The 25,727-nt window shown below is 39.1% G+C and carries 20 protein-coding genes and 1 pseudogene; 4 read left to right on the top strand and 17 right to left on the bottom strand.

Annotated features, from left to right (window positions below):
• Positions 1-9: 9 nt before the first annotated feature.
• Positions 10-816, top strand: a complete 807-nt coding sequence (locus tag NSS70_RS03845) for a glycosyltransferase family 8 protein (protein ID WP_066248838.1) — start codon at positions 10-12, stop codon at positions 814-816.
• Positions 817-1,039: 223 nt separating this feature from the next.
• Here the strand turns inward: NSS70_RS03845 and NSS70_RS03840 are convergent, their stop codons facing one another.
• From NSS70_RS03840 to NSS70_RS03820, 5 genes are all read right to left on the bottom strand, one after another.
• Positions 1,040-2,719 carry an ABC1 kinase family protein gene (locus NSS70_RS03840; RefSeq protein WP_144597365.1) on the bottom strand — a complete coding sequence of 560 codons (1,680 nt, stop codon included), beginning with the start codon at positions 2,717-2,719 and terminating at the stop codon, positions 1,040-1,042.
• 45 nt (positions 2,720-2,764) lie between these two features.
• Positions 2,765-3,055, bottom strand: coding sequence for a phasin family protein (locus NSS70_RS03835; protein ID WP_063389222.1), 291 nt, complete (start codon positions 3,053-3,055; stop codon positions 2,765-2,767).
• Positions 3,056-3,203: 148 nt separating this feature from the next.
• On the bottom strand, positions 3,204-3,677 hold the full coding sequence (ybaK, locus tag NSS70_RS03830; RefSeq protein WP_130158380.1) for a Cys-tRNA(Pro) deacylase: 474 nt from the start codon (positions 3,675-3,677) through the stop codon (positions 3,204-3,206).
• 92 nt (positions 3,678-3,769) lie between these two features.
• Complete coding sequence (locus NSS70_RS03825; protein ID WP_339211014.1) at positions 3,770-4,480, bottom strand: AAA family ATPase; 711 nt, start codon at positions 4,478-4,480, stop codon at positions 3,770-3,772.
• 354 nt (positions 4,481-4,834) lie between these two features.
• The gene (locus NSS70_RS03820) at positions 4,835-5,374 is read right to left on the bottom strand and encodes an O-acetyl-ADP-ribose deacetylase (RefSeq protein WP_066248832.1); all 540 of its coding nucleotides are present in this window, start codon (positions 5,372-5,374) and stop codon (positions 4,835-4,837) included.
• 334 nt (positions 5,375-5,708) lie between these two features.
• Between NSS70_RS03820 and NSS70_RS03815 the strand changes: the two genes are divergently transcribed.
• Both NSS70_RS03815 and NSS70_RS03810 read left to right on the top strand, forming a co-directional pair.
• Positions 5,709-6,182, top strand: a complete 474-nt coding sequence (locus NSS70_RS03815) for a ferritin-like domain-containing protein (protein ID WP_339211012.1) — start codon at positions 5,709-5,711, stop codon at positions 6,180-6,182.
• Between the two features lie 112 nt (positions 6,183-6,294).
• Complete coding sequence (locus tag NSS70_RS03810; RefSeq protein WP_327848482.1) at positions 6,295-7,173, top strand: IS982 family transposase; 879 nt, start codon at positions 6,295-6,297, stop codon at positions 7,171-7,173.
• A 183-nt stretch (positions 7,174-7,356) separates the two neighbouring features.
• Here the strand turns inward: NSS70_RS03810 and NSS70_RS03805 are convergent, their stop codons facing one another.
• From NSS70_RS03805 to rraA, 3 genes and pseudogenes are all read right to left on the bottom strand, one after another.
• Complete coding sequence (locus tag NSS70_RS03805) at positions 7,357-8,961, bottom strand: MFS transporter (protein ID WP_066248868.1); 1,605 nt, start codon at positions 8,959-8,961, stop codon at positions 7,357-7,359.
• Between the two features lie 76 nt (positions 8,962-9,037).
• Positions 9,038-10,258, bottom strand: a pseudogene (locus tag NSS70_RS03800) (transposase).
• 946 nt (positions 10,259-11,204) lie between these two features.
• The gene (rraA, locus tag NSS70_RS03795) at positions 11,205-11,693 is read right to left on the bottom strand and encodes a ribonuclease E activity regulator RraA (RefSeq protein WP_066248830.1); all 489 of its coding nucleotides are present in this window, start codon (positions 11,691-11,693) and stop codon (positions 11,205-11,207) included.
• 534 nt (positions 11,694-12,227) lie between these two features.
• Here rraA and NSS70_RS03790 point away from each other — a divergent pair.
• Positions 12,228-13,925: an ABC transporter ATP-binding protein gene (locus tag NSS70_RS03790; protein ID WP_130156726.1), complete on the top strand. Its 1,698-nt coding sequence runs from the start codon at positions 12,228-12,230 to the stop codon at positions 13,923-13,925.
• Between the two features lie 40 nt (positions 13,926-13,965).
• Here NSS70_RS03790 and NSS70_RS03785 read toward each other — a convergent pair whose 3' ends face one another.
• The 9 genes from NSS70_RS03785 to NSS70_RS03745 all read right to left on the bottom strand — a co-directional run bounded on the left by NSS70_RS03785 (position 13,966) and on the right by NSS70_RS03745 (position 25,711).
• Positions 13,966-15,081 carry an ABC transporter permease gene (locus NSS70_RS03785; RefSeq protein WP_340880954.1) on the bottom strand — a complete coding sequence of 372 codons (1,116 nt, stop codon included), beginning with the start codon at positions 15,079-15,081 and terminating at the stop codon, positions 13,966-13,968.
• Complete coding sequence (locus NSS70_RS03780; protein WP_340880953.1) at positions 15,078-16,343, bottom strand: ABC transporter permease; 1,266 nt, start codon at positions 16,341-16,343, stop codon at positions 15,078-15,080. Before NSS70_RS03780 ends, NSS70_RS03785 begins: the two co-directional genes overlap by 4 nt.
• Before the next feature lie 13 nt (positions 16,344-16,356).
• A complete protein-coding gene (locus tag NSS70_RS03775; protein ID WP_327848465.1) occupies positions 16,357-17,289 on the bottom strand; it encodes an ABC transporter ATP-binding protein in 933 nt (310 codons plus the stop codon).
• Between the two features lie 273 nt (positions 17,290-17,562).
• Positions 17,563-18,201 (bottom strand): response regulator, encoded by a 639-nt coding sequence (locus NSS70_RS03770; protein ID WP_339194310.1) that lies wholly within the window; start codon positions 18,199-18,201, stop codon positions 17,563-17,565.
• Positions 18,198-19,298 carry a sensor histidine kinase gene (locus NSS70_RS03765; RefSeq protein ID WP_340880952.1) on the bottom strand — a complete coding sequence of 367 codons (1,101 nt, stop codon included), beginning with the start codon at positions 19,296-19,298 and terminating at the stop codon, positions 18,198-18,200. Before NSS70_RS03765 ends, NSS70_RS03770 begins: the two co-directional genes overlap by 4 nt.
• A gap of 459 nt (positions 19,299-19,757) precedes the next feature.
• The gene (locus NSS70_RS03760; protein ID WP_339195668.1) at positions 19,758-20,186 is read right to left on the bottom strand and encodes a DUF2935 domain-containing protein; all 429 of its coding nucleotides are present in this window, start codon (positions 20,184-20,186) and stop codon (positions 19,758-19,760) included.
• A gap of 232 nt (positions 20,187-20,418) precedes the next feature.
• Positions 20,419-22,407 (bottom strand): sigma-54-dependent Fis family transcriptional regulator, encoded by a 1,989-nt coding sequence (locus NSS70_RS03755; protein ID WP_339198815.1) that lies wholly within the window; start codon positions 22,405-22,407, stop codon positions 20,419-20,421.
• 519 nt (positions 22,408-22,926) lie between these two features.
• A complete protein-coding gene (locus tag NSS70_RS03750; RefSeq protein WP_063389236.1) occupies positions 22,927-23,427 on the bottom strand; it encodes an acetone carboxylase subunit gamma in 501 nt (166 codons plus the stop codon).
• Between the two features lie 4 nt (positions 23,428-23,431).
• A complete protein-coding gene (locus NSS70_RS03745) occupies positions 23,432-25,711 on the bottom strand; it encodes a hydantoinase B/oxoprolinase family protein (protein ID WP_340880951.1) in 2,280 nt (759 codons plus the stop codon).
• Positions 25,712-25,727 lie beyond the last annotated feature (16 nt).

The following is a 25,727-nucleotide window of genomic DNA, read 5'->3' as shown; positions in this document are numbered from 1 at the left end:
ATGGTACAAATGATCAATATTCTTGTCACACTGAATTCAAATTATATTCCCCCGCTGAAAGTTATGTTAAATTCATTATTCCAAAATAATATTGAAGAAAAATTTTCGATATATATCATGTATTCAAATATTTCCGATCAAGATTTACACGAATTGGATCAATTTGTAAAACGTCATAACCAAAGTTTATATCCAATATACGTAGACCCTAAGCTCTTTGAAGATGCACCCGTTTTTCGCCATTATACATCAGAAATGTATTATCGATTAGCTTCCCATCAATTTTTGCCAGACGATTTGGACCGAATTCTGTACCTTGATCCCGACATCGTTGTAATCAATCCCATCAAAGATTTTTACTATAGTGATTTTGAAAATTGCTTGTTTATTGCTTCTGAACATACACATTCTACAAAAGTTGCCAACCTTTTTAATAAATTAAGGCTTAAAACCCCGAATGCGAAAGGATATTTTAATACGGGCGTTTTGCTTATGAATTTGGAACGGATTCGGAAAGAAGTGAAATTGGAAGATATCTATGCATTTATTAATGAAAACCGTTTAAAGCTTGTCCTTCCTGATCAAGATGTGCTCAATGCTTTATACTGGGATAAAATTAAACCTGTTGATTGTTATCGATACAATTATGATGCAAGATATTATGAAATTATTAAATTGCTTCCAAATGCAAAGCATGGGATGGAGTGGATAAAAGAGAATACTGTTTTTATCCATTATTGCGGGAAAGACAAGCCTTGGCAAAAAAACTATAAAGGAGAGCTGGGAGCTTTTTATAAAAAGTACGAAATACTATAAAGAGCGGCAAAAAACATTTATCATCACATCTCCGCGTTAATAAAAGGGGCTTGTCTAATAAGTCGTTTTTTCGGCTTATTGACACCCCTTTCTTACATTTAGTCAAGTACTTTTTTAAATTCTTTTGGAGATATGAATTAATGTTTTAGAAAACGTTGATATATCGACGTTAATGATTTTTTGTTTTCAATGGGGATTTGACTTTCTGGACGGCTCTTTTTGACTAAAACTTTCCTGACTTAAAAATGGAAAATAACAGCCACAAAAACATGAGCGTTGCTACGCCAAAACCGATTTCAATCGCTGGAATTTTCCAAAGCAGTGTTGATTGCCTTCCCATTGAAGAACCAATAATAATCCCTACCATAATAATACTGAATGCCAATAGCACGATGCTGAACGATAACCGATTGCTGATGCGGTCAAGTTTTTTCAGAAAAAGATCTAATTCCGGAATCGTGATCTCATGGCGGAGTCTGCCCCGCTTCATTAAAGAAGCGATCTCTGCTACATAAGCTGGAAAATCCATTAGCAGTTCTGTATAATCTGTTACGTGTTTCCATGCATTTTCAGCGATATACTTCGGATGCAAGCGCTCCTTTGCCAGCCGGCGACCAAAAGGCTCAGCAACATCGATAATTCTAAAATCTGGATTCAATTTTTCGACCACGCCTTCAACCGTCAAAAGCGTTTTTCCTAATAGTGTTAAATCAGAAGGGATTTTGATGGAATGTTTGAAAGCTGCTCGAAAAAGGTCGTTCACAGCTTCACCGATGCTGACTTGGTGTAACGGAACACCGTAATACTTTTCCCGTAAATCTTCGATGTCCGCTCTCAATTGCTTTAAATCGATATCTTCAGGAACGATGCCCATGCGCAAAATGGCTTTCATGACGCCATCCGTACTCTGCCTCATTAAAGAAATCACTAATGATGAGAAATGATGCTTCATGTCCGATGTAAGCCGGCCGGTCATTCCGAAATCAATGAAGGCAATGATTCCGCCCTGCTTAATGATGACATTTCCAGGATGGGGATCGGCATGAAAAAAACCATCTATAAATATTTGCCGGAAAATTTCTTTTGATAAAATTTCTGTAATATGATCCAAATGGTATCCATTTGTTTTTAGTTTTTCAATCTCATTTAGTTTAATTCCTTCTACATATTCCATTGTTAATACTCTTTTCGTCGAGTACTCCCAAAACACTTTCGGAATGTAGACAGCTTGTTCATTTGCACTCTGTTTAGAAAATTTGTCTGCATTTCGGGCTTCAATGGTATAATCGAGCTCAGCACGAAGAGCCTTTGAAAACTCTTCAATCATGTCCCTGACCTGATACTTTGCAGCCCATTTTAGCCTATGCTCCGCTAATACCGCTAAATCTTGAAGAATTTCTAAGTCCGTTTCAATCACATTCGAAATATGAGGGCGTTGAATTTTTATAGCCACTTTTTCACCCGAATGCAAAACGGCTTGATGAACTTGTCCTATTGAAGCAGCAGCTAACGGAGCATGATCAAAGTGCCGAAAAATTTTTTCTATTTCACCGCCCAATTCTGATTGAACAATCTCACGCACCTCATCAAAAGAAAAAGGCGGAACTCGATCCTGCAATTTTTCCAATTCACTAATAATCTCCTCCGGCAGCAAATCAGGACGGGTGCTCGCAATTTGACCTAATTTTATAAATGTCGGGCCTAATTCTTCCAATACAAGCCTTACCCGTTCACCTATCGTTTTGGAATGATGCTCAGTTTTTCTGCCAAAAAAAGCTTTTTGCGGCAAAGAAAGAAATTGCGAAATACCCATTTCCTCTACGACGAATCCAAATCCATTGCGAATTAAAGCAGACGCGATATCCCGATAACGGCCAATATGCCGCATCCTTTTTCCAACCACTTTACCGCCTCCTCAACAACAAAGGACCTTTTAACAGGTCCTCTTTTACTCATCTTCCTTTTCCAATTTGCGAATCTTTTCTTCCAGTTCTCGGATATCCTCCTTCGTTGCTATATCTAGTTTGTTGATCACCTGAGCCACTTGCTCTCGAACAAGACGCTGCAGTTCAGTTTTTTCTTCTTCACCGCGCTTGATTAGCTGGTTAAAAACTTCTTTTGATTCTTCAATCGATATCTCGCCTTTTTTCACGAGTTCATCTACAAATTTTTTCACTTGTTCTTTGCTTGCTACAGCTAAACCAAGTCCGAACGCCAATCCCTTTTTGAATAAATCCATTATGCTTGCCCTCCATTTCTTTCGAATTTCAACACGAGGCTTTATCCTTGTTATCACCTTAATCTTCTATTTTATTCAGTAAAATTCCTTCACTTTCTTTTCGAAGTGTAAAACAACAGCCACATCTTATAAAATTCGGCTATTTTTGTTATTTCGTCACATCTTCCAGCTTCGCTTCTGTTACTTGCTGCAAATCTTTGACGCTGAGCTCCATTTGCACGCCGATTTTGCCCCCGCTGACAATAATATGCTCGTGTTCCAATGCAGTTGAATCGATAATCGTCGGGTAATGTTTCTTCATGCCGATCGGCGAACAGCCTCCGCGGATATAGCCTGTCCATTTTTGTAAATCTTTTACTGGCAGCATTTCGATTTTTTTCTCTCCTGTTATTTTCGCAGCTTTTTTTAAATCTAATTCTGCCTCAACAGGGATGACAAATACATAAATGTTGCCGGCGCTGCTCTTAGCAACTAATGTTTTATATACTGATTCAGGGCTTCTGCCAATCATTTGTGCAACAGAAATCCCATCAACCTTCCCCTTTTGGACATCGTAAGTAATCACGTTGTAATGTATTTTTTCTTTATCAAGAATTCGCATTGCGTTTGTTTTTGTGTTCATTGTTTATACCTCTCCAAAAGCAGAATATTTTAGGATGAGTGATGTGATGAAAAATATAAATGGACGGCATCCCCAACACAGGCTGTTGTGTCTCAATCGTTAAACAGTTCACTTAACACCTTTTTTCTATTTTCGAGAAACCGCCTAGTAATAATATAATGCATAGTTTCTTCATATTTTACTTCCTTTAGCGGATGTTCATCAAAATTTAAGATTTGGGCATTTGGATAGCCGAGTAAAATGGGAGAATGAGTAGAAATAATAAACTGCGCATCGTTTTCCAAATCTTTTATGATCCTTAATAAAGTCAGCTGTCTAGCAGGTGAAAGTGCTGCTTCAGGCTCATCCAACAGATAGATCGCTTTTTTTCCAAAACGATTTGTTAAAAGTGAGAGAAAAGCTTCCCCGTGCGACTGTTTGTGAAGAGAACGGCCTCCATAATAAGGGAGACTTTCAGGAATTGTATCGAGATACGACGCAAAATGATAAAAGGTCTCAGCTCGCAAAAAAAACCCGTTCGTCACTTTTGGCATCCATGACAGCCGTATGTATTCCCCAAGGGCCGCATCGGAAGCATCTACATGAAAATTATTGTTTTTGCCTCCTCCGGCTGTATTAAAGCCACACTGATAAGCTATTGCCTCAAGGAGCGTTGATTTTCCGGAACCGTTTTCCCCGACAAAAAAAGTAATATTGGAACGAAACGAAATGGATTTTAAATTTTTTATTGCAGGAATCGAAAACGGGTAGCTATTTAAATCAATTTCTTTATTTCTTAAAATTTCGAGGCTTTTCAAATACATTGAATTCATCTCCAAAGTCGTTCGTATTTTCATATTCACTGTGCACATTTCACATAAAATAAACAACTGCCGATTGCTTGATGTTTTATGGAAAAAATTTTTTGGAATATTGCGACCTTTGAAGTTGATCGCTTTGAAAATCATCAAATGTTGTATTCCGACTTCCAAATTTCTGCATTCATTGAAAAAGTTTCATTATAAACGAAACGGGCGATGGATATTTTCGTCTCAACGCTGCATATTTTCTTAGTTTTTGATAAATATGTCGCAAAAACTTATTGTTTACTATTAAAGCTCGCCAACGAATAAATGCTTTTTGTATTGTGGACATTGATTCGAAAAAAGAGTTTTTTCCTATCTGATCATCGTCTTGTAAATATGATAATTTTCGTCATCAAAACAAACGAACAATATTGATTGAATGCTTCGGATGAATTGATTTTGAATACACTCCTTAACGGTCTCTAAAGCAATTTGGGCCGCTTCATGCTTTGGAAAACGATAAACACCAGTACTGATATTTGGAAATGCGATCGTTTTCACGAAATGCTCTTCCGCAAGCTTTAAGGAGTTTATGTAGCAATTTCTTAGCAGCTCCCTTTCTTGATAGGCTCCTCCCTTCCATATTGGTCCGACAGTATGAATAACGTATTTGGCGGGCAAATTTCCTGCAGTAGTAATAACTGCTTCCCCGGTCGGACATCCTCCTGTTCTTTCCCTGATCTTTTTGCATTCCTCCATAATCTCCGGCCCGCCTGCTCTATGGATCGCGCCGTCGACACCCCCGCCTCCCAAAAGTCCGTTGTTAGCCGCATTAACAATCGCGTCAACAGTACACTTTGTAATATCGCCTTTTATTACCTCCAATTCAGTATCGTTAATAACGATTTTCATTAATATCAACCTCCGTTTTTATACAAATATGAATTTGTATACTGACAGTCAGCTCCTAGTTACGGAAACCCTATTAGACGATACTTTAAACCTTATTGTGTTATATCCACGATCGTTTTTTGAACGAATTTGAACAATTCAATGATGTCTCAATTGTGCGACCTTTAGGAGTTTTCATATTGACATCATACAACCATTTCTTCTTTGTCTTATCATAACAAATATAAATCGGAAAATACATATAAGACCAACTGTTACAATAAAGCTTGCATATTTTTTTACCACACAAATCAAACTATAAATACTTTTAAAAATAAATTGCGGAGGACATGAAGTGAGACGTGCTATAAACAGTTTAAATGAATTTTTAAAAGGAAATTATATGGCAATTCACGCTTATAATGAATATATAAATCGTGCTAAGCAACCGGAACTTAAATTACTGTTACAACAGTTACAGCAAAATCATCAGCAACATGCGATGGAGATAACGAAAAGAATACAAGATCTTGGCGGAAAACCAGTTGATCATCCTGGAATCAAAGGGAAAAGTATGGAGATATTTAAAATGTTAACAGACCACAACAATGAACCGGACCATATAGTAAAAGATGCACTAGCTGGTGAAAAACGTGGTATTGAAATATCACAGAACATTGTAAATGGAACTTTAGATGACCAAAGCTACAGACTTGTTCAACAAATTTTAGATAAAAACATAAAACATCTTGACCTTTTGAATCAGGCTTTACATGACATACAAAAAAAAAGCCGATTGATACAATCGGCTAAAATGTGTGTACAATGATAATGTCATATACCCGTGGTGCTAGATAAAATCTCGAGACATAAAAACAGCCCTTGCATGAGGATCTCCTTTAAAATGAAAGTGCGAACAAACATTCAAAAGGAGAAGTTCCATGCAAGAGCACTTTCATTTTACAATAAACCAAGCAAAAATTCAAAAGCAATATACCGCGATCTTATTCGTTGTATCAGCACAACTGTCTTGTATTCAGATGTATTTGCAACGTCGAAATCGTCATTTGTTGAAGCAAGAGGATGAGGTTATCATCGCCATTCACGTTCTTGGAAAATTGCTGGGTTTTACTTCGGAACGGGCTTGGCATCGATTTGTCATTGGAAACCTGTTCACCAAGGAAAAGTTCCTAGAGCGCTCTCGATACAACCGTCGATGCCGTTCTTTGCGTTGGGCGATCAAATGGATTCGTCACCAACTCGCCAAACGTGGACAACATCACGCTTATGCGGTAGTGGACAGCTTACCCATTGAACTCTGCCACCACGCACGAATGTATCGCGTCAAACGATTTCAAGGAATCGCAGATATTGGGTATTGTGCATCCAAAAAGATGGTTTACTATGGGTTTAAGCTTCATCTTCAGATTACCGACCAAGCGCTTCCGATGGGATATGTCCTGACCGAGGCATCCTGCCACGATCGGACAGCTGCGGAAACAGTGATGACTCAACTTCCTCATCCGTATACACTTGGCGACAAAGGATATGTGAGCCAAGCCCTGCAAAAGAAGCTGTACGATGAATACAAGATCGCTTTTTGGACGCCTGCCCGAAAAAATCAACGTGTGGTGCAATCAAAAGAATGGAAACAATGGATGAAACGAAAACGCAAAATCGTCGAAACCGCGTTCTCGGTTTTAGTGGATTCATTTCGGATCACGAAAATTCGCGCCAATTCGATCTCTGGATTTGAAACGGCGCTTGATGCCATTTTATTGGCCTATTCGCTCGTTGTTCTTGGGCTAGTTGAGCGTTGACGCTCAACTAGCACCATGGGTAATGTCATATACATTTTTGTAGGTTATTTCTCTTTTGCAAGAATTTAGGAGGTAAAAGCCAACGGATAAATGTAAACCATCTTAACTAACCGAATTTCATTTCTCCTCCCGGTGATCTTCATTCTTTATGAAAAGTGAACATCTTTAAACATGATCAACTGCTTATGAAGAATGAACTTGCTTTGTCTCCCCAAGTTTTCTTTTGCGAATGGGAATTAGGATCAAAGTAACGAAAATTGTCATGATCGCTAAGGTTACGGCAGAATAAAAGAGTCCATTGTAACCATCTTGTGCTGCCATTAAGGTGATTTGATCGACACTCGATTGGATCACTTCTTTTAACCCTGGATCTTTGACTTGATTGATGATTCCCAGCATCTGATTTTCGGAAAATTCCCCAGATGACGTACCAAATTGTTGAGATAGTTGGTAAAACTCCTTCATGGCTTCCGAACTTAAACTCGTCCCTCCTATCTTTTCCTTTAGTATAATAGGAAAATGGGATTTAAATAACTCGGGAATGTGATTGAATCCCCTAGCGATGAAACCTGCGTAGATCGTTGGAGCGAGGGTCATACCGATTTGTCGGCTTAACGATAAGGTAGAAAGTGCGGAACCTTTATCCGACTTCAGCGTTTCTGTCGCTAAAATATTTAACGGGGCACCGAGAAGTATTCCCATTCCCAAACCTGCAACCGACGAAGAAATAATGAACTGCCATTTTGAATCAATCCATGTCGGGAACAAGAGAAAACCGATGGAAGTTATGATTCCCGATAATATCACCGCTGAAATTGGTCCTCTTTTATCAACGAATGCTCCACCCATAGATGCACCGATTCCCGCCATTATTGCAAGGGGTGTTAACCAATACCCGGAATTTTCTGACGCAATCCCGAGCACTTGTTCTGTAAATGCCGGGATAAAAATCATGGCTGCCAGCAACGCCCCAGAGAAAGTCCCTATTAATAAAGTTAAAAGGTACGTAGGTTGTTTTAACAAACGATAAGGAAGAACAGGGTCGCCGCCATTTCTTTCGAGTTTGCTTTCATGAAAAATCAAAGCAATGAAAAGAACAATCCCCGATAAAATAAAACCATACACATTTGGGCTCAACAAGCTGTCTACAAATTCGACACCTTCGATATTCGTCAATCCATACATGATTCCTAAAACGGAAAGAGATAGTAAAACCGTTCCGAACAAATCGAGACGCCCAGTTTCCGGGTCTTTCGTTTCTTCTAATTTTACCCATCCAAAGATAATTAAAAATATCGCTATCGGGACATTGATAAAAAATAATACATGCCATTTACCTGTTAAATCTAATAACATGCTGCCAATATTCGGTCCCAAAACGGCGGCAATCCCATTCATTCCACCCAACATTCCAAGGGCTTTTCCTTGTTTTTCAACCGGCATCGTACTTAGTACATGTGAACTACCGATAATGAAGATTCCCCCTCCACCAAGAGCCTGTAAGAATCGAGCACTTAAATAAAAAATAAAATTTGGGCTTAAAGCAACAAGTAAAGATCCCAAACCAAACAAAGCAATTTCAACAATAAATAATTTTTTTCGTCCATATCGATCCGATATTTTTCCGATGATCGGGACACTGATAGCTAATCCTAATGTATAAAGGGTAACTCCCCATGCCCCCCAATTAGCAGAAACTTCGAACGAATTGTTAATCGTTGTCAGTGCAGCACTAATGATTCCATTATCTAAAGCAGCCATAAACACGCCAATTGTAAATAATATCATTGCCCATGTTTGGCTAGATGCTTTTTCTTTCAAATAAGTCACTCCCTTACTTTAAAAATACAATAAATAACTATAGTTACGCCATGTAAATTACACAACAATTGTCATCTAAAAAAAACAACAAACAAGTATCCCTTTTGCTATATGAAACTGTTTTTTTGGGAGTATCTTGCTTTGTTTTCTGATAAATAAACTCGACAAAGATGCGTCCCTTCTAGTTAAAGTCGCTGTTGGATTTCTCGTCATACTGTACACATAAACTAATAAAACTAGAATCCAATACCGTTTCACCGCCCAACGCCTGCTAATACGGTACCCATCGGGCTTAGTGGTCTTTCGCTTGATGGAAAAAGAATCGATCGACCAACGTCGACATAGTAGCGCAAAGATGTCTTTGTTACATAGCTTTCGATCGGTACTCAAAACGCAATGAAGATTGTCAAGCGTCATGGTTGATCGTCTTTTTAAGCAGAGTAGCACCACGGCATATCTGATACTTTTGTGCGCCCCTTCGTAGCGGTCAACGCGATAACGTTCTTCTCCCACCATGGACGAGATGAGTGTCTTTCAAAGAGAGTGGTCAAACTCCTTTGCCTGAACCGCCATGTCTTTTGGATAAAAAACGATTGGTCTTGAGCGTTGCAATCACGTGGAATCTTTTTTTCAAGCAAGCTTCCATGAGCGTTTGAGATTGATACCAAGAGTCCATTAGCACATAAACGGGACGGTTCACATCCAAAGAAGAAGGCATTTCAACCGCAAGTTTCCACTTTTTTCCCCAGCCGTATTGTCGTAGGGGCGAAACACGAAAGAGAAAGTCTTGAGTCATCACATGAACCGTGAGCCAAGCGAGAGAATGTACCCAGATTAACTATTTATCGGCGTGAGAATCATTCCAATCAACATCCTTGAATGATATGCTTTGTCCGTGACGAAGGATTTGTTTTTTTTTGCCAAATTGTATCGTCGAGCGAAACAAAAATGGATTGATTTTCATGTTTAGCAATGCGTTCAATGCGATGAAGCATCCCCTACTGATACTGAGTTTGCGAAGTAATGTCTCTTCATTCCAGGTTTTTTTGAGAAAAATGGCTAAGTGTCGAGCGATGATTCGGTGAAAGTTCCCAGGTAGTGATCAGTAAATGTTTTAGAAAGCCTTTCATAATCATCGCATCTTCAAGATGAACGGAATGCTTCATGATAGGTTTTTAATAAATAAAGTGCCAATGTGCTAATCTATTCATAAGACATGAACCTTCTTGTATAAATGGTTTGTTGGCACATCTATTTTAACCAAGGAGGCGGGGGCATGCCTATTTTCTTATTTGGATGTAAATATTTGTTAGATAATTTGCTCACCTACAGATTATGTAGTTCATTTGCCCATCTACAGTAAAAAGTAAAATTACTAGCACACTGCTTTGATATTTTATGAATAAACTGTAACAATCGATAAAAGAGCTTGTCAAGTTACCCTATTAATCTACTACGAAAAGTACATAAATGGTTTCAATTTCTTCTGTTTCCCCCTAGTTTGTATATTCTTTCCTCAAACAGTAATTACAATGTTCTTTTTAGAATGTATGTGCCATCTCACCAGTATTCTCTTCTCGACTATTTGAAGCATTTTGGGCTTACCAAATAAGGATATATGCCTTTACTCTCTATAATAAAGTTGCGAACGGGCTAGTACCCGTCATATCAAGTGAAGTAGAAATCCTTCAGCTCTGAGGAGTAATTTTGTATATCACACCCCTTTTTATGGAAAATGTCTTAGTTACATTGAATTTTTTGTCAATTTGTTTTTCCGCTTCTACAGTAAAAACGACCCGAAAATCTTTTATTTCTTTTTTAAATCGTCAATACCAATAAAAAACGTACATTTAATATACATTAAATAGAATGGAGATTACAGCAACTTTACTGGAGCAACGGACATGATTGCCTGCCGATGTTTTACACATCTCCTTCTTGACAGAAGAATCACGCCCGCAGAGGCTCATTGTCGAGTGTCACTGCCTTACCACACTTATACGGACAGGAACTTCATGAAAAAATTTGTGTTCAAAAATCTGACTTATATCCATAAATCTTACATTGCTGAACTGTTGTTATTATGTATGCTGCTGTACACGCATGTATTTAGAAAAAAACATTTTTTTCAATTTGTATTCTGTATCATTTGACTGCTTATCACTTATGCGTACCTTTACTATGATTCCTACATAATGACGGTATGCGAATCAATCAAATGAATCGATATTTAGGGACTCCTCCGAAACAACAATGCCATCATTGTCAGCATACACATACGCATTTGGGGTCCAGCGCACTTCACCAAATTCAAGTGCGACATCACGGCTTCCTTTCCCTTCTTTTTTACTTTTAACCGGACAGGTGCCGAGTGCCTTTACCCCAATCGGCATCGTCGCAATTTCAGCGGAGTCGCGTATACATCCATTTATAATCACGCCAGATAATTCACGTTCACATGCAATCTGAGCTAAACGATCTCCTAAAAGCGCGCAGTTTCGTGAACCTTTTCCATCCACAACAAGAACTGAACCTTTTGGGATCGTTTCTAGAGCTTGACGAACTAGCACATTATCTTCAAACACTTCAACCGTTGCAATTGGACCTGAAAATTTCTTTTTTCCCCCATAACTGATAAGCGGCAATTTACAAACTTGAAGCTTTTCTAAATATTGATCGCATAAATCAGCAGTTTTCATGATGAATTCTCCTTTCCCATCTATGATTGATACAAAAATATATTTTGACAACCAAGAAGTAAATCCCTTTCAAATTGAAAAAATAATCAAAGGTCAAGATTCGCGCTCGCTTTTCGTTGTTTGGCCGGGCTTGCTGGATACTAGCCGGCGCAACACAAAGCCAAACTCTTCTCTATTGCACTTAGTGATTCATTAATTCTTTCTTTAAAATATTTCGATGAACTCCCCCCTCCCACTTGCTTAGAGGCGGGCTTCATGTAACCGTTTTAATGATATGAAAAGGACTGAGCCGTCAAATCTGTTCCACTTAGACAGCCGCAATTCTTCCTTTCCATACAATTTCAAAATTTAAATCAATTTTTTCAAAAAATATATTGATTCTAACGTTACGTCAGGTTTTAAGATAAAACTAAGAAGGAGAGAAGCTATCCAGCAATCCTGATTCAAAATGGCCCGAACGTAAAGGAGAGATTCGTTGTGGAGAATTTTGAAAAAAATCAAACTTCATGGCAAAATTTTAAAAAGTTGATAAAAATGGCTAACCCTCCTTTCTGGATTTTTGTTGCGGCAATCGTATTAAGTCTTTTGGAAGCAGCTACAGGATTAGTCGTTCCGATCTTTACACGGGATTTGATTGATCGTTTTTCAACTTCAAGTATTGAAACTCATTTAATCTTTTTATTGATTGCAGTTTTTATTCTTCAGTCAACTACATCAGGCTTCTCCTATTATCTTATGTCTTATATTGGCGAATATATTGTGGCAAAAATCCGTTCAAAGCTTTGGAACCATGTGCTGTATTTGCCGATACCTTATTTTGACCGCCATGAATCTGGAGAATTGATGAGCCGCATAACACAGGACACTTATACAGTAAAGTCGCTCGTGACCGAGCATTTAGCTAATTTCGTTTCAGGAATTGTTACGGTCTTAGGGGCTGTCGCTATTTTAATTATCATTGATTGGAAAATGACGCTCATTCTGTTTATTTTTGTACCGCTTGCTATCGTATTGGTTCTTCCACTTGGACAGAAAATCTATAAAATTTCCATGCAAACCCAAGACGAAATGGCCACTTTCAGCGGCAATCTAGGCCGCGTGCTGAGCGATATCCGGTTGGTAAAATCAAACATTGCCGAACCTGTCGAAAAACAAAACGGAAATCAAAAAATTCAGCAGTTGTTCCGATTCGGCTTGAAGGAAGCAAAAATCCAAGCGATTATTTCACCTTTAATGACAACGATTATTATGGCGGTGTTAGTCGTCATTATCGGCTATGGAGGAATTCGTGTTGCCAGAGGGGAATTATCCGCAGGTTCGCTCGTTGCCATCATAATATATATGGTGCAAATTATTGTACCTTTTAGCCAAATGGCAGGATTTTTTACAGCTTTCCAAAAGGCAATGGGTGCGACAGAACGAATTCAGCAGCTTTTGAATACAGAAACAGAACATAATAATGGAAATACAAGAATTGATGTTCATAAACCAATCGTGTTTCAAAACATCTCGTTTGCTTATGAAAAAGGAAAAACGATTTTGCAAAACGTTCATTTTGAAGTGAAGCCCGGCCAAACCGTCGCGATCGTCGGACCAAGCGGTGCTGGTAAAACAACTATTTTTTCCCTTATTGAACGGTTCTATCAGCCAACAAACGGGGCAATAAAATTAGGGAATACCGACATTCGCGAATTTCCGCTTTTTGAGTGGCGCCAACAGATCGGTTACGTTTCTCAAGAAAGCCCGATTATGTCTGGCACGATTCGTGAAAATATTTGCTACGGGCTAAATCGTACAGTCAGCGAAGAAGAAGTGAGAAAAGCCGCGCAATTGGCTAATGTAGATGAATTCATCGAACAAATGCAAGACGGCTATGAAACGGAAGTCGGCGAAAGAGGGATCAAGCTATCCGGTGGGCAGCGTCAGCGCATTGCCATCGCGAGGGCACTGTTGAGAAATCCAAAAATTCTTCTGCTGGATGAAGCTACATCCAATTTAGACAGCAACTCCGAGCAAAAAGTGCAAAACGCTCTCCTTCATCTTATGAAAAATCGTACAACATTTGTCATCGCCCATCGACTTTCAACTATTATTAATGCAGATTTAATCATCGTCCTCGAAAATGGTAAAATTACCGGTCAGGGAACACATAATGAGCTGTTGCAGTCCCATCCGTTGTATCAAAAGCTTGTCAGCCGACAAATGCAAAATTTTGCTCCCGCCAACGATTAAGGCGGGAGCCGCATATAATTTACAAATGGAAGCTGACCGCTTAAGCCCGTTTCCGCTCCATAATGTTGATCCCTAACCCCATGAACACAACAGCCATCAAGAATAGGATGCTCATCGGATAGAGCAAATCGCTGAATGAGTAGCCGTAAACTACCGCCCCTTTTAACAGGTCCATTCCATACGTAACGGGGACAAATTTTGAAAGCAAGAGAAGTGCATCCGAAGAAACAATTTCCAGCGGCCAATAAGCTCCTCCGAGCATCGCCATGCTGACAGAAACAAGCGGAAGCACCGCATGAAACTGCTGCTCATTATTGACAATTCCTACTATAAAAATTGATATTGCGACAATTGCCAGTACATAAGGGATGAGCAATACGAGCACAAACCAAAATTTATCGCTGAAATCTACATCAAACACAAAGTGAAAGACTGCAAAAATAAGCGCCACCTGAATATAGCCGGTTGCAAAACTGTAAATTAAATTTCCGGTATACATCTCCCATTTTTTGACCGGCGACAAAATCATTCGATCCCAAATGCCGTTTCGCTTTTCCATTAATATATTGAAAACGTTGTACGCAATCGTATAAATGACAAAAAATAAGACACTGCCGAAAATCGATTGCATTTTGCTGTTGATGATAACAGTTTCATCCGCACGGAAATGTTTTGTCTCTACGGTAAACACCGGATCGTTTTTCGCTTCCGCAAGCGATTTTGCCACTTGCTTTGCGCTTGATTCTCCTTGTTTTTCCTTCACCTGATCGATGATCGACTTGGATTGTAATGCTTTTGCGTAAACTTTTTGAACCGTTTGCTGAACCAAATAGCTATTGGGGGTATTGGAAGCAACGATTATGCGGAAATCGTCCTTTTTAAGCTCCACACCTGCTTCCGCCTTACCTTCGCCAACCAGCTTTTCAACTTCCTCTTTTTTCATCCTTTTAAACGAAAATAGATTATACTGCTCAAGAGAGTGAATGATTTCCTTCACTTCACTTTCAGGCAGTGCGCTGTATACTGGGACAACTATAGTCTGTTTGTTTACGGAACTGATGAGCATAGCAAAAACGACAGAAAGGATCGACACCATTAAAAATAGCCAAGGCTTCCGGATAAAAAGACGCAGCTTTGCTGTCAAAACTCCGATCACGCCATTTCACCCCTTTTTGGGAAAACTAGCAAGCTCAATACGAACATAACAAAACCGAAAAGACATAAGTATATGACAGTCCAAATAAATTGCGACAGATCATAGCCTTGCAAAATTTTTAAATAAGCTGTCATGCCGGCTCCATTTGGCGTCATATCCCCCAATTTGTGCATAAATTCCGACATTTGCGAAACCGGGAAATAGCTGCCGCCAAGAAAAGCCAAAATAGAAACGACTCCGCTTGAGAAGAAAATGGAAACATTATCTGAATTTATTCGATAGCTCAATGATGTTAAAAAGGTTCCTATTCCTCCGACTGCCACACAAAGAGCAAGCGTAACAATGATAAACGAGACGAGATCCGGCCACTTGACACTGTAAAAAACGGCTGCTAAAGCATATAACAAGGAGAGCTGAAAAAAGGCAATGATCAAGGAAGTTATGAAAATAGCAGCCATGTATAAATTTTTCGGTACATTGGCAAGCAACAAACGATGGAATGCGTTCGACTGTTTTTCTTGCAAAGCATGAGACGAAATATACGAGGCCAGATACAACACAAACATAACGCTTATGCCGACTGTATAATAAGTAAAAGAATTAACTGGCTCCCGTTTTGTCACGGTTTCCATTTCTCCCTTTACTTTTGCGACAGGCAGTTCAAGTGATTCGTTTAAGCCAGCCTGATCCAGTTTAGAAATCAAAGAATATTGCTCTTGAAATTCAGTGATGAGCTCTTGAACAAATTGGGCTGTAATTTCTTTGCCTTCGTTGACATATATACTAAGCTTCGGCTTCGTTTTCTCACCAAATATTAAATGGTTTAACAACGTGTATGAAAAATACTCCGGCACTTCAACAATGACTGTATATTTGTCATTTTCACGGATTTCCTCCAATTCAGAAGGCTGAAACTCTGCCATTTGTATATACGGTTCCAGCTCTTTTGAGCCTAAAATTTCTTGTTTTAAAATGGAAATAGGCATCATTTTTTCCACTTGTTTTAATAGAAATTCCTTTTCCTCATCCGGCATTTGCACGTTTTTTACGTCGTTGGCAAATTTTTCGAAGTCCTCTTGTTCATTGCCATGTTCGACAATCGCTACTTTCGCTTGAATATCCATTTTTTTGCTGTCCATTACACTTGTAAGCGCAAAACCTAAAATAGATATAAGAGTGAACGGCATTACTAATAGAAGAAGCAATTCCTGCTTATTGCGGATCATTATTAAAAATTGTTTCTTAATAAATTGTCCAATCATGATCATCACCCTTTTAATTTCGTAATGCTCTTCCAGTTAAATGAAGAAACACATCTTCCAAAGTAGGTGTTTTAATCTCGATAGATGTCAACATTGTGTTTGTTTCCTCAGCAATTTTGAACAATATGGAAAAAGCATTCGCTTCCTTTGGCGTTAATACGGTAATTACCCGATCTTGCACAGTCACGCGATTGACAACCGGATGATCACGCAGCGCTTGAATAAATGAATCGTTCACGCGCTCGACAGTAATTTGGATTGTGTTTTCTGCCGATAAAATATTTTTTATCTCCTCTTTAGTACCGGCCGCCAAAATATTCCCTTTATCCATAATGTAAATGCGATTGCATAAAAATTCGACTTCCTCCATATAATGGCTCGTGTACAATACGGTCATTTTTTTCTCCTTATTTAACCTTTTGACCGTTTCCAAAATATAATTTCTTGATTGCGGATCAATGCCGACTGTCGGTTCATCCATAATGATCAATTCAGGTTCGTGCAGCAAGGCAGCACCGATGTTCAATCTTCTCTTCATTCCGCCTGAAAAATTTTTGACAAGATCATGCTGGCGATCCGTTAAACCGATCATTTCCAAAACTTCCTCTACCTTCTGTTTTAATTGCGAACCTGACAGCCGATAAATTTTGCCGAAAAACAGCAAATTTTCCCGCGCTGATAAATCGGGATATAATGCAATTTCTTGCGGTACAACCCCTAAAATTTTTCTGAGCTTTTCCGGCCTCTTGATGACACTTTCGTTATGCAAACGAACATCACCGCTTGTCGGCGGAATCAGAGTAGAAATAATTGAAATGGTGGTCGATTTGCCGGCGCCGTTTGGCCCCAAAAGCCCGATGATTTCCCCTCTTTCCAAAAATAAATTCACACCGTTTACAGCATGCGTTTGTTTAAACCTTTTCGTTATTTCAACAGCTTCCAGCATTTTTTATCCTCCCTCTCAACGTTCTATTTGTATATTACAGCGTCCACACTTTCTCACATACTATCTGCAGTCACTCTTTTTACTGAAAAACTATGACTTAGGTCATACATTTACAAAGTCTCTAGGAATAACGTTGAAAATCAGCAAACATTCCGAGTCGAAACAAACATTTTTCAATTGTGAATGCTTCATTAACATACTGCTTTTGAAATTTCACGGCATTATTTCAATACAAAAAAAGACCGGCCTAAATAGCCGATCCTAATCAAACCGCTAGCAAATATCATGTTTAATGGCATAAATGGCGAGCTGTGTTCTGTCCCGCAGCCCAAGCTTATTTAAAATTTGCGTCATGTGGTTTTTGACAGTTCCGATGGACAAATGAAGGTCAGACGCAATTTCTTTGTTCGTTTTTCCTTCGCCGACAAGCTTCACAATCGCCAGCTCACGCGGTGTTAAAGGCACGTTCACCATCTCTTTTTTTGGCTTTTCCAGCAGCTTCGGTACCATTTTTGCCGCTACATCTTCATGAATGGACATCCCACCTTTCATGCAGCTATGTATCGCATCAATCAGCTTTGCCGGTTCAGATGTCTTCAGCAAAAAACCGCTCGCCCCGTCCTTCAACGTCTGTACGGCATATTCCTCATCATTAAACGTTGTTAAAATAAGAATTTTCGCATCAGGCCACCGCTCTTTTATTTTTTTAGTCGCTTCCACTCCGTTCATAACTGGCATGCGAATATCCATTAATATCAGGTCTACAATTGTCTTTTCCATTATTTCGATTGCTTTTAACCCATGCTCAGCTTCAGCGACTACTTTTAATTGCTCGTCCTGTTCGATCATCATTTTCAAGCCTTGGCGGACAATGGCTTGATCTTCAACAAGTAAAATACGGATGGTCATCATTCATACTCCTTTATTGGCAAAGTCCCATGAACAACAAACTCATCATTTGTTTGAAATATGTTCAAGCTTCCTCCAGCTTCTTTCACACGCTCTTTCATATTCGTTAAACCGAAGCCTTTTTGAAACGGTTTGGCATCCGATATCCGGTTTTTTATCGTAAATTCCAAGTCACCGATCGCATTTTTTCCTAATATGATATACACTTCCCTTGATTGCGCATGCCGCATCGCATTCGTTAGCGCCTCTTGGATGACTCGGTACATAACGACATTTTGCTGATTAGTAAGACGGGCCGACAAAACCCCTTGCTTCGTCGTAAAATGCACCATAATATGACTTTCCGATTCCAGCTTGCGAATGAGCTGGAGCACTGACGAAATCCCTTCACTTTCATCCATTTTTAGCGCCCTAACTGCATGTCTCGTTTCCTCTAAACTTTCGCGAACTAAAGATTTTAATTCTACATATTCCTTCCTTTTCTCTTTGATCGAGAGCATCTCAAGCTGCATCAGTAATGCCGTTAATTTATGCCCGACAGAATCATGAATATCACGGGCAATTCTCGTTCGTTCTTCCAATCTGGCCGACCGCTCGTTTTCATAGCTGATACGCTTTAATCTTCTATATTCCCCCAATAATTGTTCATACAGCTCCCTTTGTTCCTTCCTTTCAAAGATATATTCATTTAAAACAACAGAAATGAAAGTAAATATAGCAAACGCCGTCAGCCATTCAAAAGGATTAGGCAGGAATATGGCGATCAAAATCGAAACAAAAACATGAATAACGGCAAACAGACGAAAGGACTGTTTTCTCAGCTGAAAAATTGCTTCGACATAAAGATATAAAATTAATAAAAGAGAGGCATGATTGCCTGCAGCAGACTGAAGCCATCCCGCTGACAAAATGAAGAGATCCACGATGATGTACAACAGAAGAGGATTTTTGACAACAGGCAGAAAATAATAGCAGCCAATTGTACAAGCACTTAAAAATACCAATAAGGTGAGATGTGCTGAATGATCCAAAAAAGCTGAAAATAAAAAGTACGTCCATAAAACAGCAAAAACGAACACTCTGAATAAAAAAGCCTTCACTGACATCCCACCCTTTGTAATCTACTATCAACCTACTGAAACTATAAAAGAATGTCAACGGCTTTTCAAAAGAAATGTCGGACCTTTCTCAAATCATGTACCAATTAATTAAAATACTGAACTCCTCCCTTTTTCTCTCCAAAATAATTACCCTGTGATTTTAGAATTCAACATTTCTAAATAACAACCTCTATAATTAAAGACACCGGTTTAATCTAACCGATGTCTTTAACTAAATCCTATAACTAACAATAACAATTCCTATATCTAATTAGTTAATGTAAAAACCGCATAAAAATCAATATTCCAGCGGTTTTTATAAATAAAATTTTTTCTTACTAGTATTCCATAGTATGTAAAAATATCCTCATACTCTCTAAATTACACATCGTAGATATAATAATAAAATCCAGGAAAACAAAAAGGAAACTCCTTCAAAAAAGGAATTCCCTTGAAAATTTACTTGCTGCCATACAACAGCACTTGCGCTATGCCGACAAAATATTCTGATTCACGAATAATATGGTCCAAAACAACTTTGGCGGTCGGATTTTTTCGAACAGCAGCGCTTTCCGTTTTAATTTGCCGGCATAATTTAATAAAATCGAGACTTTGCTTTAAGCAAAATGACACCAAATTCAATACTCGTTGATAAAGCTTTGCTGGAATATAGTAAGGGGAGCGTATGACAGACTCAATATAGCGCACAACCTTTTGATGCGTCTTCGACAATTCTTCTTCCCAATTTAACAAAGCATCTACATAGTTTTGCTCTAAATTTGCCACAAGCTCTCGGATCACAACAGTATGCTCTTCCTCTTGATGCTTCCAAAACTCCGCTTCATCCAATATGCGAAGCGGCATTTGCTGACCGTAATAAAATTGCATCATCCATCCTCCCATGATCGTCGTTCATTTCAATTGTATGGAAGGAATGGATAAGGTATGATAGCTCATTTTGCTTGAGGATCTTTTTATTTTTCAACACACTAGCTTCTATTAACTATGACACCGTAAAAAAAGCGCCTTGCCTAGGCATTTTTTTGTTTTAAAAAATTTGAGATGTGATGACATGTGAAGAGTTTAGTGAATATGATTGGATTTACGCGAGAAAATCGGCTTATGTTTGTTTTAGCTGATATTTTTTTAACTTCCGATAAAGAGTGGACCTGGCAATATTCATTTTTTTGGCGACAGCTGATAAATTCCAGCCTGTTTCCTCTAAAAGCCTGACAAGCACTTTTTGCTCTTCGATTTCAATTAAAGATAAATCTTTAAGCTGGTTATTGATGGAGAGGCTCATTCTGTTTTCAATAAAGTATGCCGGTAAGTCTTCTATCCTAATAACAGGAGAATCACTAAATATGACGGCATACTCAATGACATTTTGCATTTCTCTTATGTTGCCGGGCCACGAATATTCTAAAAAGTAATTTAAAGTTTCTTGCGCAATGGAAAGGGATTCTCTCGCATACTTTTTTGCAAATTTTTTTAAGAAATAATCAGCAATCAGAGGAATATCTTCCCTTCGCTCACGAAGAGGAGGAATATTAACCGTAACAACGTTAAGTCTAAAAAATAAGTCTTCGCGAAAAAGCCCTTGTTTACACAAGGCATATAAGTTCTTATTCGTTGCAGCAATAATTCTCACATTAATTGGAATCGTTTGAGATGAACCCAGCCTCATAATCTCCTTTTCTTGCAGCACCCTAAGCAAATGGACTTGCAGATCTAGCGGCATCTCGCCGATTTCATCTAAAAACAAGGTTCCTTCGTTTGCTTCCTCAAATTTTCCTTTCTTCCCTTCTTTCGAACCTCCGGTAAAAGTTCCACTTTCGTAACCGAACAGTTCACTTCCAATCAATTCTTTCGGAATTGCGCCACAGTTTATTGCTAAAAAAGGTTTGTCTCTTCTCTGACTGGATTGATGTATTGATTTTGCAATTTTTTCCTTTCCTGTACCGCTTTCTCCCAACAGAAGAATCGGAACATTTGAAGGAGCAGCTTTATAACATTTGTTTAGTGCTGTTAACAATGCATCCGATGTCCCAATAATATCGTTCCATGGTTCATCCTTGAGAATGTATCGCGCAGTGGTACGGAATACCTTTTTGTTATCCTTCAACACGACCATATATCCAGCAACTTCCCCTTTAAAATGAATCGGCTCGATTGCTAAAACCTTGAAATCTCGAACCATCAAATCGCTGGAAATATCGTTTTTCGCAGAGAATTTGGACATCCTTTTCATCTCATTTATTAAAGGATGAAAATCAGGATTTACCGTCAAATCTCCTGCATGTTTCAGGTTAAATAATTCCATTAGCTTTTCACTGCTCTTCACAACATAAAAGGCATGGTTCAGTACTAGAATATGATCATTTTTCCATTTATTTGCACATTGAAAAAAATAATCTATTAAATAGTTATTCACTTTCATATAGACGTATGCAAGCTGTTTTTCAATCACTTGTGCAGTGGATACAGCTAAACCAAGTGTATGAGGCTGAGCATCTTCCCAAAATCCTGTAAAATCGATGACACCGATGACCTCTTTTGTGAAGGGATGAATGATAGGAGCTGAAGAACATGTCCATGGATGACATCCTTGACAAAAGTGTTCTGCAGAAAAAATTTGAATGGGATTTTGGGTGACGATACACGTTCCAATCGCATTTGTACCTGCTGCATTTTCGCTCCAGTCCATGCCAACTGTGAAATTCATTTTTTCCGCTTCCCGCAAAACATACGGTTCACCTTTTAAATAAATTATGCAACCGTTTTCATCTGTCAGCGTGATAAGATACCGAGTACCTTTCAACTTATAAAATAAATTATCAATAATCGGTTTCGCAATTTGATATAGCTCAGATCCTTTTAACAGATGATTTAATTCGTATTCTGTTAAAGCTGCCTTCGTTTGCAATTGCATCGGGTCAACTCCAGTTTCCTGACAGCGGCTCCAAGAATCTAAAACATTTTTTCGTATTTTGCCCGATATTTTATCTTCCCACGATCTTTCCACAAACATTTCCCATAAAGTTTCCAAATCTCTTTTTTTATCTGGCAAGTTGTGCGTAGAGAAAATAGATATATATGGATTGCCCATGTACTCCCCCCTCCTCTTGAACATATTATCAAAATTTTTCGAAAATAAATTATAAAAATACTTTATTCGGGGGCTTTAAAAGCAAAAAACTTACCACCCCCGTAGTTCTTAAGGAATTACACACCAGTGATGATAAGCAAGGAAGTGACAAGTGTTACCACAATTATTAACGTATTTACTCGAAGATATCAAGTGTCTAGATTCGCATTTTTAATCTTTTGAATCAAATTCATGCGTTCACCAACGCTTTATCAAAACGATGTCAAATGTTTAACGCATTTGCTCAAGTGTGCATGCGACAGATTAATTTTGAGCAATACGTTTTGAACTGCTTGTCGTAAAAAATTCTGTTTCTTTATGGTATTCTCTCTAAAAATGAAATAATGTGTCAACTTTCTATAGTTTTTTTAAAACTGCTTTAAATAAAAGTGGATAACCTTTGTGATGAAAACACTAGGTTATCCACTTGCTGTTCGATTGTGTCAGCCTTTAGTCAGAAACGAACTCCTGATTGATGATTTATTTCACTTGAGGTATCGGACGCTTCAGCCATTCATTGTAAAATGCATCAATATCTGGTTCAAAATCTTTTAAGATTGGATACCAAGGTGTTACAGCTTCTACCTCCAGTTGACTTGCACAATTTGGGCAATAGTATTCACGTATAACCTGCCACTCCGGATCTGGAGCAAGCAGTTTCGGATACAGCTCCACCATTTTTTCCTCTGTATCACGAACGTATATAAGCGCATGAAGTTTCCAGTTGTCACTTGCCTCACAAAATTCATGTCCGCAATCACACTTTACGACTCGTTTGCCATCTGGCTTCAAAACGATATAAAGGTGAAGTCCAGCCGGCAATAGAATTGGATCATCCCATGGAACTCTTTCCTGCAAAATGCTGATATATTTATCAAATCGGTCAGTATCCTTAAAATTTGAAAGCATTTCTTTTAATTTGTAAAAATCAATTGTTCCGTCGATCAGCTCTTCAATCGTCTTACGATCATATTGTGCCATGTTCTCACCCCGTTTTTTTCTGATGATTTATTTTTGCTCCAAAGGTTGGTACACCTAACTCATCTTCTGATAAATGCCATTCTGTCGGCAGATTCCAGAACTGTTTAAACTCATTCGCAAATTTTTCACTTAAGGCAAAGCTGCCGGCATACATATGACGAACCTGCACAGCCGCTTCTTTGTTTAGAATTTTTTGTCTCTCCTGCTCCATCCATTCTTTTACAGGAACCCCGCGCTTTAGACGCTCTTTTCTTATTTTTTTGCGGCGTTTTTCTGTCGCTTTTTCATCAACGATATACTTGCCTTTTTCATTTTTGCTGACAACTGCTCCGTAAACGCTTTCTGCATAACGCGGCAGCAGCAGTCCTTCATTTAAATCATCCTCAATCATTTTCGGCTTGCGCTCAAGCGGATCCCCAAAACCAGGACCCCCACGAAGGTAATTTAAATACAGATCGTAATTTTCAAAAATTGTTTCTGTTGTAATGGATTGCTTATCACGGATAATTTCCTTTGCTTCCATTAAAGTATCGTATTCTGGATTATCTGGATCACTGTCTCCCCCTGTAGGAATAGGCAGTCTTTTTTCGATCCGTTCTTTCAAATTCGTTCCATGTGCTTCAAAACGGTATCCTGATGCTGCTGGATAGCCTCCCATTAAACCGCAGTCACTTGACATAAAGCCATTTCCCATAAAGAACATCGTCCAGTCTTTTGCACCATATACCATCCGCAAAGTCTCGTAGCCGCTGCCTCCCCGGTATTTTCCATACCCTGCTGTATTTGGTTTTATGCTTCGTCCCAAATAAAGAAGCGGTTCTGCGAGCTCCCAAATTTCCATATCTCCCATATCACCTTCAGGGTTCCAGATGGCTGCCGCATGGTTAATACCGTCTCTTACCGCACTTGCTCCGACCCCTTCGGCTGCTGATTCGAAGCTGTTAACGGCATGATTTTCGTTAAATTGGTTATATCCTCCTCCTTGCAGCCAGTTAGAAGTGTTGGCATTTCCGGCGTTAACTTCTTCTAAATACCCGCGTGCAAAGTAGTTGCGGCTAAGTGCACGCCATAATGGACTCCATGCAGATACAAGGAAGTGCCATGCATAGCTGTGAGCGGTCCGAATATCGTCCGGATTTAGCCATGAACCGTAAGGCAAGTCGAACTGGCTCGCATAATAAGCGCCATCATTAACCCGATCGTTCGGGATGAGCGTTTGCGACATCATGACCCATATTCCGCTCGTAATCGAAACAGGTGTAGCATTGTAGCTGTGCCATCCCCATCTGTTAACGCCTTCAAAGTCGATTTGGAACTTGCCATCTTTGTGAACAGTCAGTTCTGTTGGGGCATGCATAATCGTGTTTACACGAGCGTAAGGAGGAACATCTAGGTTTTTATACGGTACGTCCACAAATGAAACTTGGCGGTATTTACCCGGAATCAGCAACGTTTTTACTTGATTGACAAAACCGCGCCGTCCATCCTCAATTACCTCGCGAATAAATTGTTTATAAGTGTCGACGCCTTCCTCCTTGATAATATCAAGGACAAGATCTCTGATCATATGGCAGCCGGCAACGCGAGTCCGTTCATCAAGAAGCCAGTACTTTGTTGTTCGGACAGAACGCTGGCTTTCAATAAGCCAATCTTTTAAGAGCGTATCGTTTTTACCGATTTTACGGCAGGCCACTTGATAACCGTCATCGTAACGGCTAACTGGTCCAACGGTCATACTTCCTGGTGCAGTCGCCCCAACATCAATTACGTGGGTAACTCCGCCAACCCAGCCTATCAGCTCGCCCTCGTAAAAGATTGGAACAATTGTATGAACGTCACATGGGTGCACATTTCCGATCTGGCAATCATTGTTACAGAAAATATCTCCGTCTTCAATTCCCGGATTCTCTTCATAATCGTTTTTAATCATGTATTTAATCGCTGCGCCCATCGTCCCGACGTGAATGATAATTCCAGTAGAAGTTACAATCGAATCTCCTTCCGGAGTGTATAAAGTAAAGCATAATTCCCCTTCTTGCTCAACAATCGGGGAGGCCGCCACTCTTTTGGCCGTTTCCCTTGCATGCACAACTCCTCCCCGCAATTTTGAAAAGATCTTTTCATAGCGGATTGGATATGATTCTTTTAATGGCAATGTTTTTAAACCTGCGTAATGTCCTGTCTCTCGGCTGATTTCATCAATTTCTTTGCGCATTTGCTTGAGTGTTTTTCCGTGCCAACCAATATTTTTCTGGCTTTGTATTGTTTTTTCAGCAATCGTCATGAAAAAATACCCTCCT

The sequence above is a fragment of the Aeribacillus sp. FSL K6-2848 genome, from assembly GCF_038004325.1.
Taxonomy (GTDB): Bacteria; Bacillota; Bacilli; order Bacillales; family Aeribacillaceae; genus Aeribacillus; species Aeribacillus composti.
This window is presented reverse-complemented; position numbering and strand designations above follow the sequence as displayed.

Coding starts and splice junctions, on each gene's coding strand:
- NSS70_RS03780 (WP_340880953.1), bottom strand. CDS start 16,343: ATGATTGGACAATTTATTAAGAAACAATTTTTAATAATGATCCGCAAT.
- NSS70_RS03810 (WP_327848482.1), top strand. CDS start 6,295: ATGCAAGAGCACTTTCATTTTACAATAAACCAAGCAAAAATTCAAAAG.
- NSS70_RS03775 (WP_327848465.1), bottom strand. CDS start 17,289: ATGCTGGAAGCTGTTGAAATAACGAAAAGGTTTAAACAAACGCATGCT.
- NSS70_RS03805 (WP_066248868.1), bottom strand. CDS start 8,961: ATGATATTATTTACAATTGGCGTGTTTATGGCTGCTTTAGATAATGGA.
- NSS70_RS03820 (WP_066248832.1), bottom strand. CDS start 5,374: ATGAAAATCGTTATTAACGATACTGAATTGGAGGTAATAAAAGGCGAT.
- NSS70_RS03845 (WP_066248838.1), top strand. CDS start 10: ATGATCAATATTCTTGTCACACTGAATTCAAATTATATTCCCCCGCTG.
- NSS70_RS03790 (WP_130156726.1), top strand. CDS start 12,228: ATGGCTAACCCTCCTTTCTGGATTTTTGTTGCGGCAATCGTATTAAGT.
- NSS70_RS03745 (WP_340880951.1), bottom strand. CDS start 25,711: ATGACGATTGCTGAAAAAACAATACAAAGCCAGAAAAATATTGGTTGG.
- NSS70_RS03835 (WP_063389222.1), bottom strand. CDS start 3,055: ATGGATTTATTCAAAAAGGGATTGGCGTTCGGACTTGGTTTAGCTGTA.
- NSS70_RS03825 (WP_339211014.1), bottom strand. CDS start 4,480: ATGTATTTGAAAAGCCTCGAAATTTTAAGAAATAAAGAAATTGATTTA.
- NSS70_RS03770 (WP_339194310.1), bottom strand. CDS start 18,201: ATGATGACCATCCGTATTTTACTTGTTGAAGATCAAGCCATTGTCCGC.
- NSS70_RS03750 (WP_063389236.1), bottom strand. CDS start 23,427: ATGGCACAATATGATCGTAAGACGATTGAAGAGCTGATCGACGGAACA.
- NSS70_RS03755 (WP_339198815.1), bottom strand. CDS start 22,407: ATGGGCAATCCATATATATCTATTTTCTCTACGCACAACTTGCCAGAT.
- rraA (WP_066248830.1), bottom strand. CDS start 11,693: ATGAAAACTGCTGATTTATGCGATCAATATTTAGAAAAGCTTCAAGTT.
- NSS70_RS03760 (WP_339195668.1), bottom strand. CDS start 20,186: ATGCAATTTTATTACGGTCAGCAAATGCCGCTTCGCATATTGGATGAA.
- ybaK (WP_130158380.1), bottom strand. CDS start 3,677: ATGAACACAAAAACAAACGCAATGCGAATTCTTGATAAAGAAAAAATA.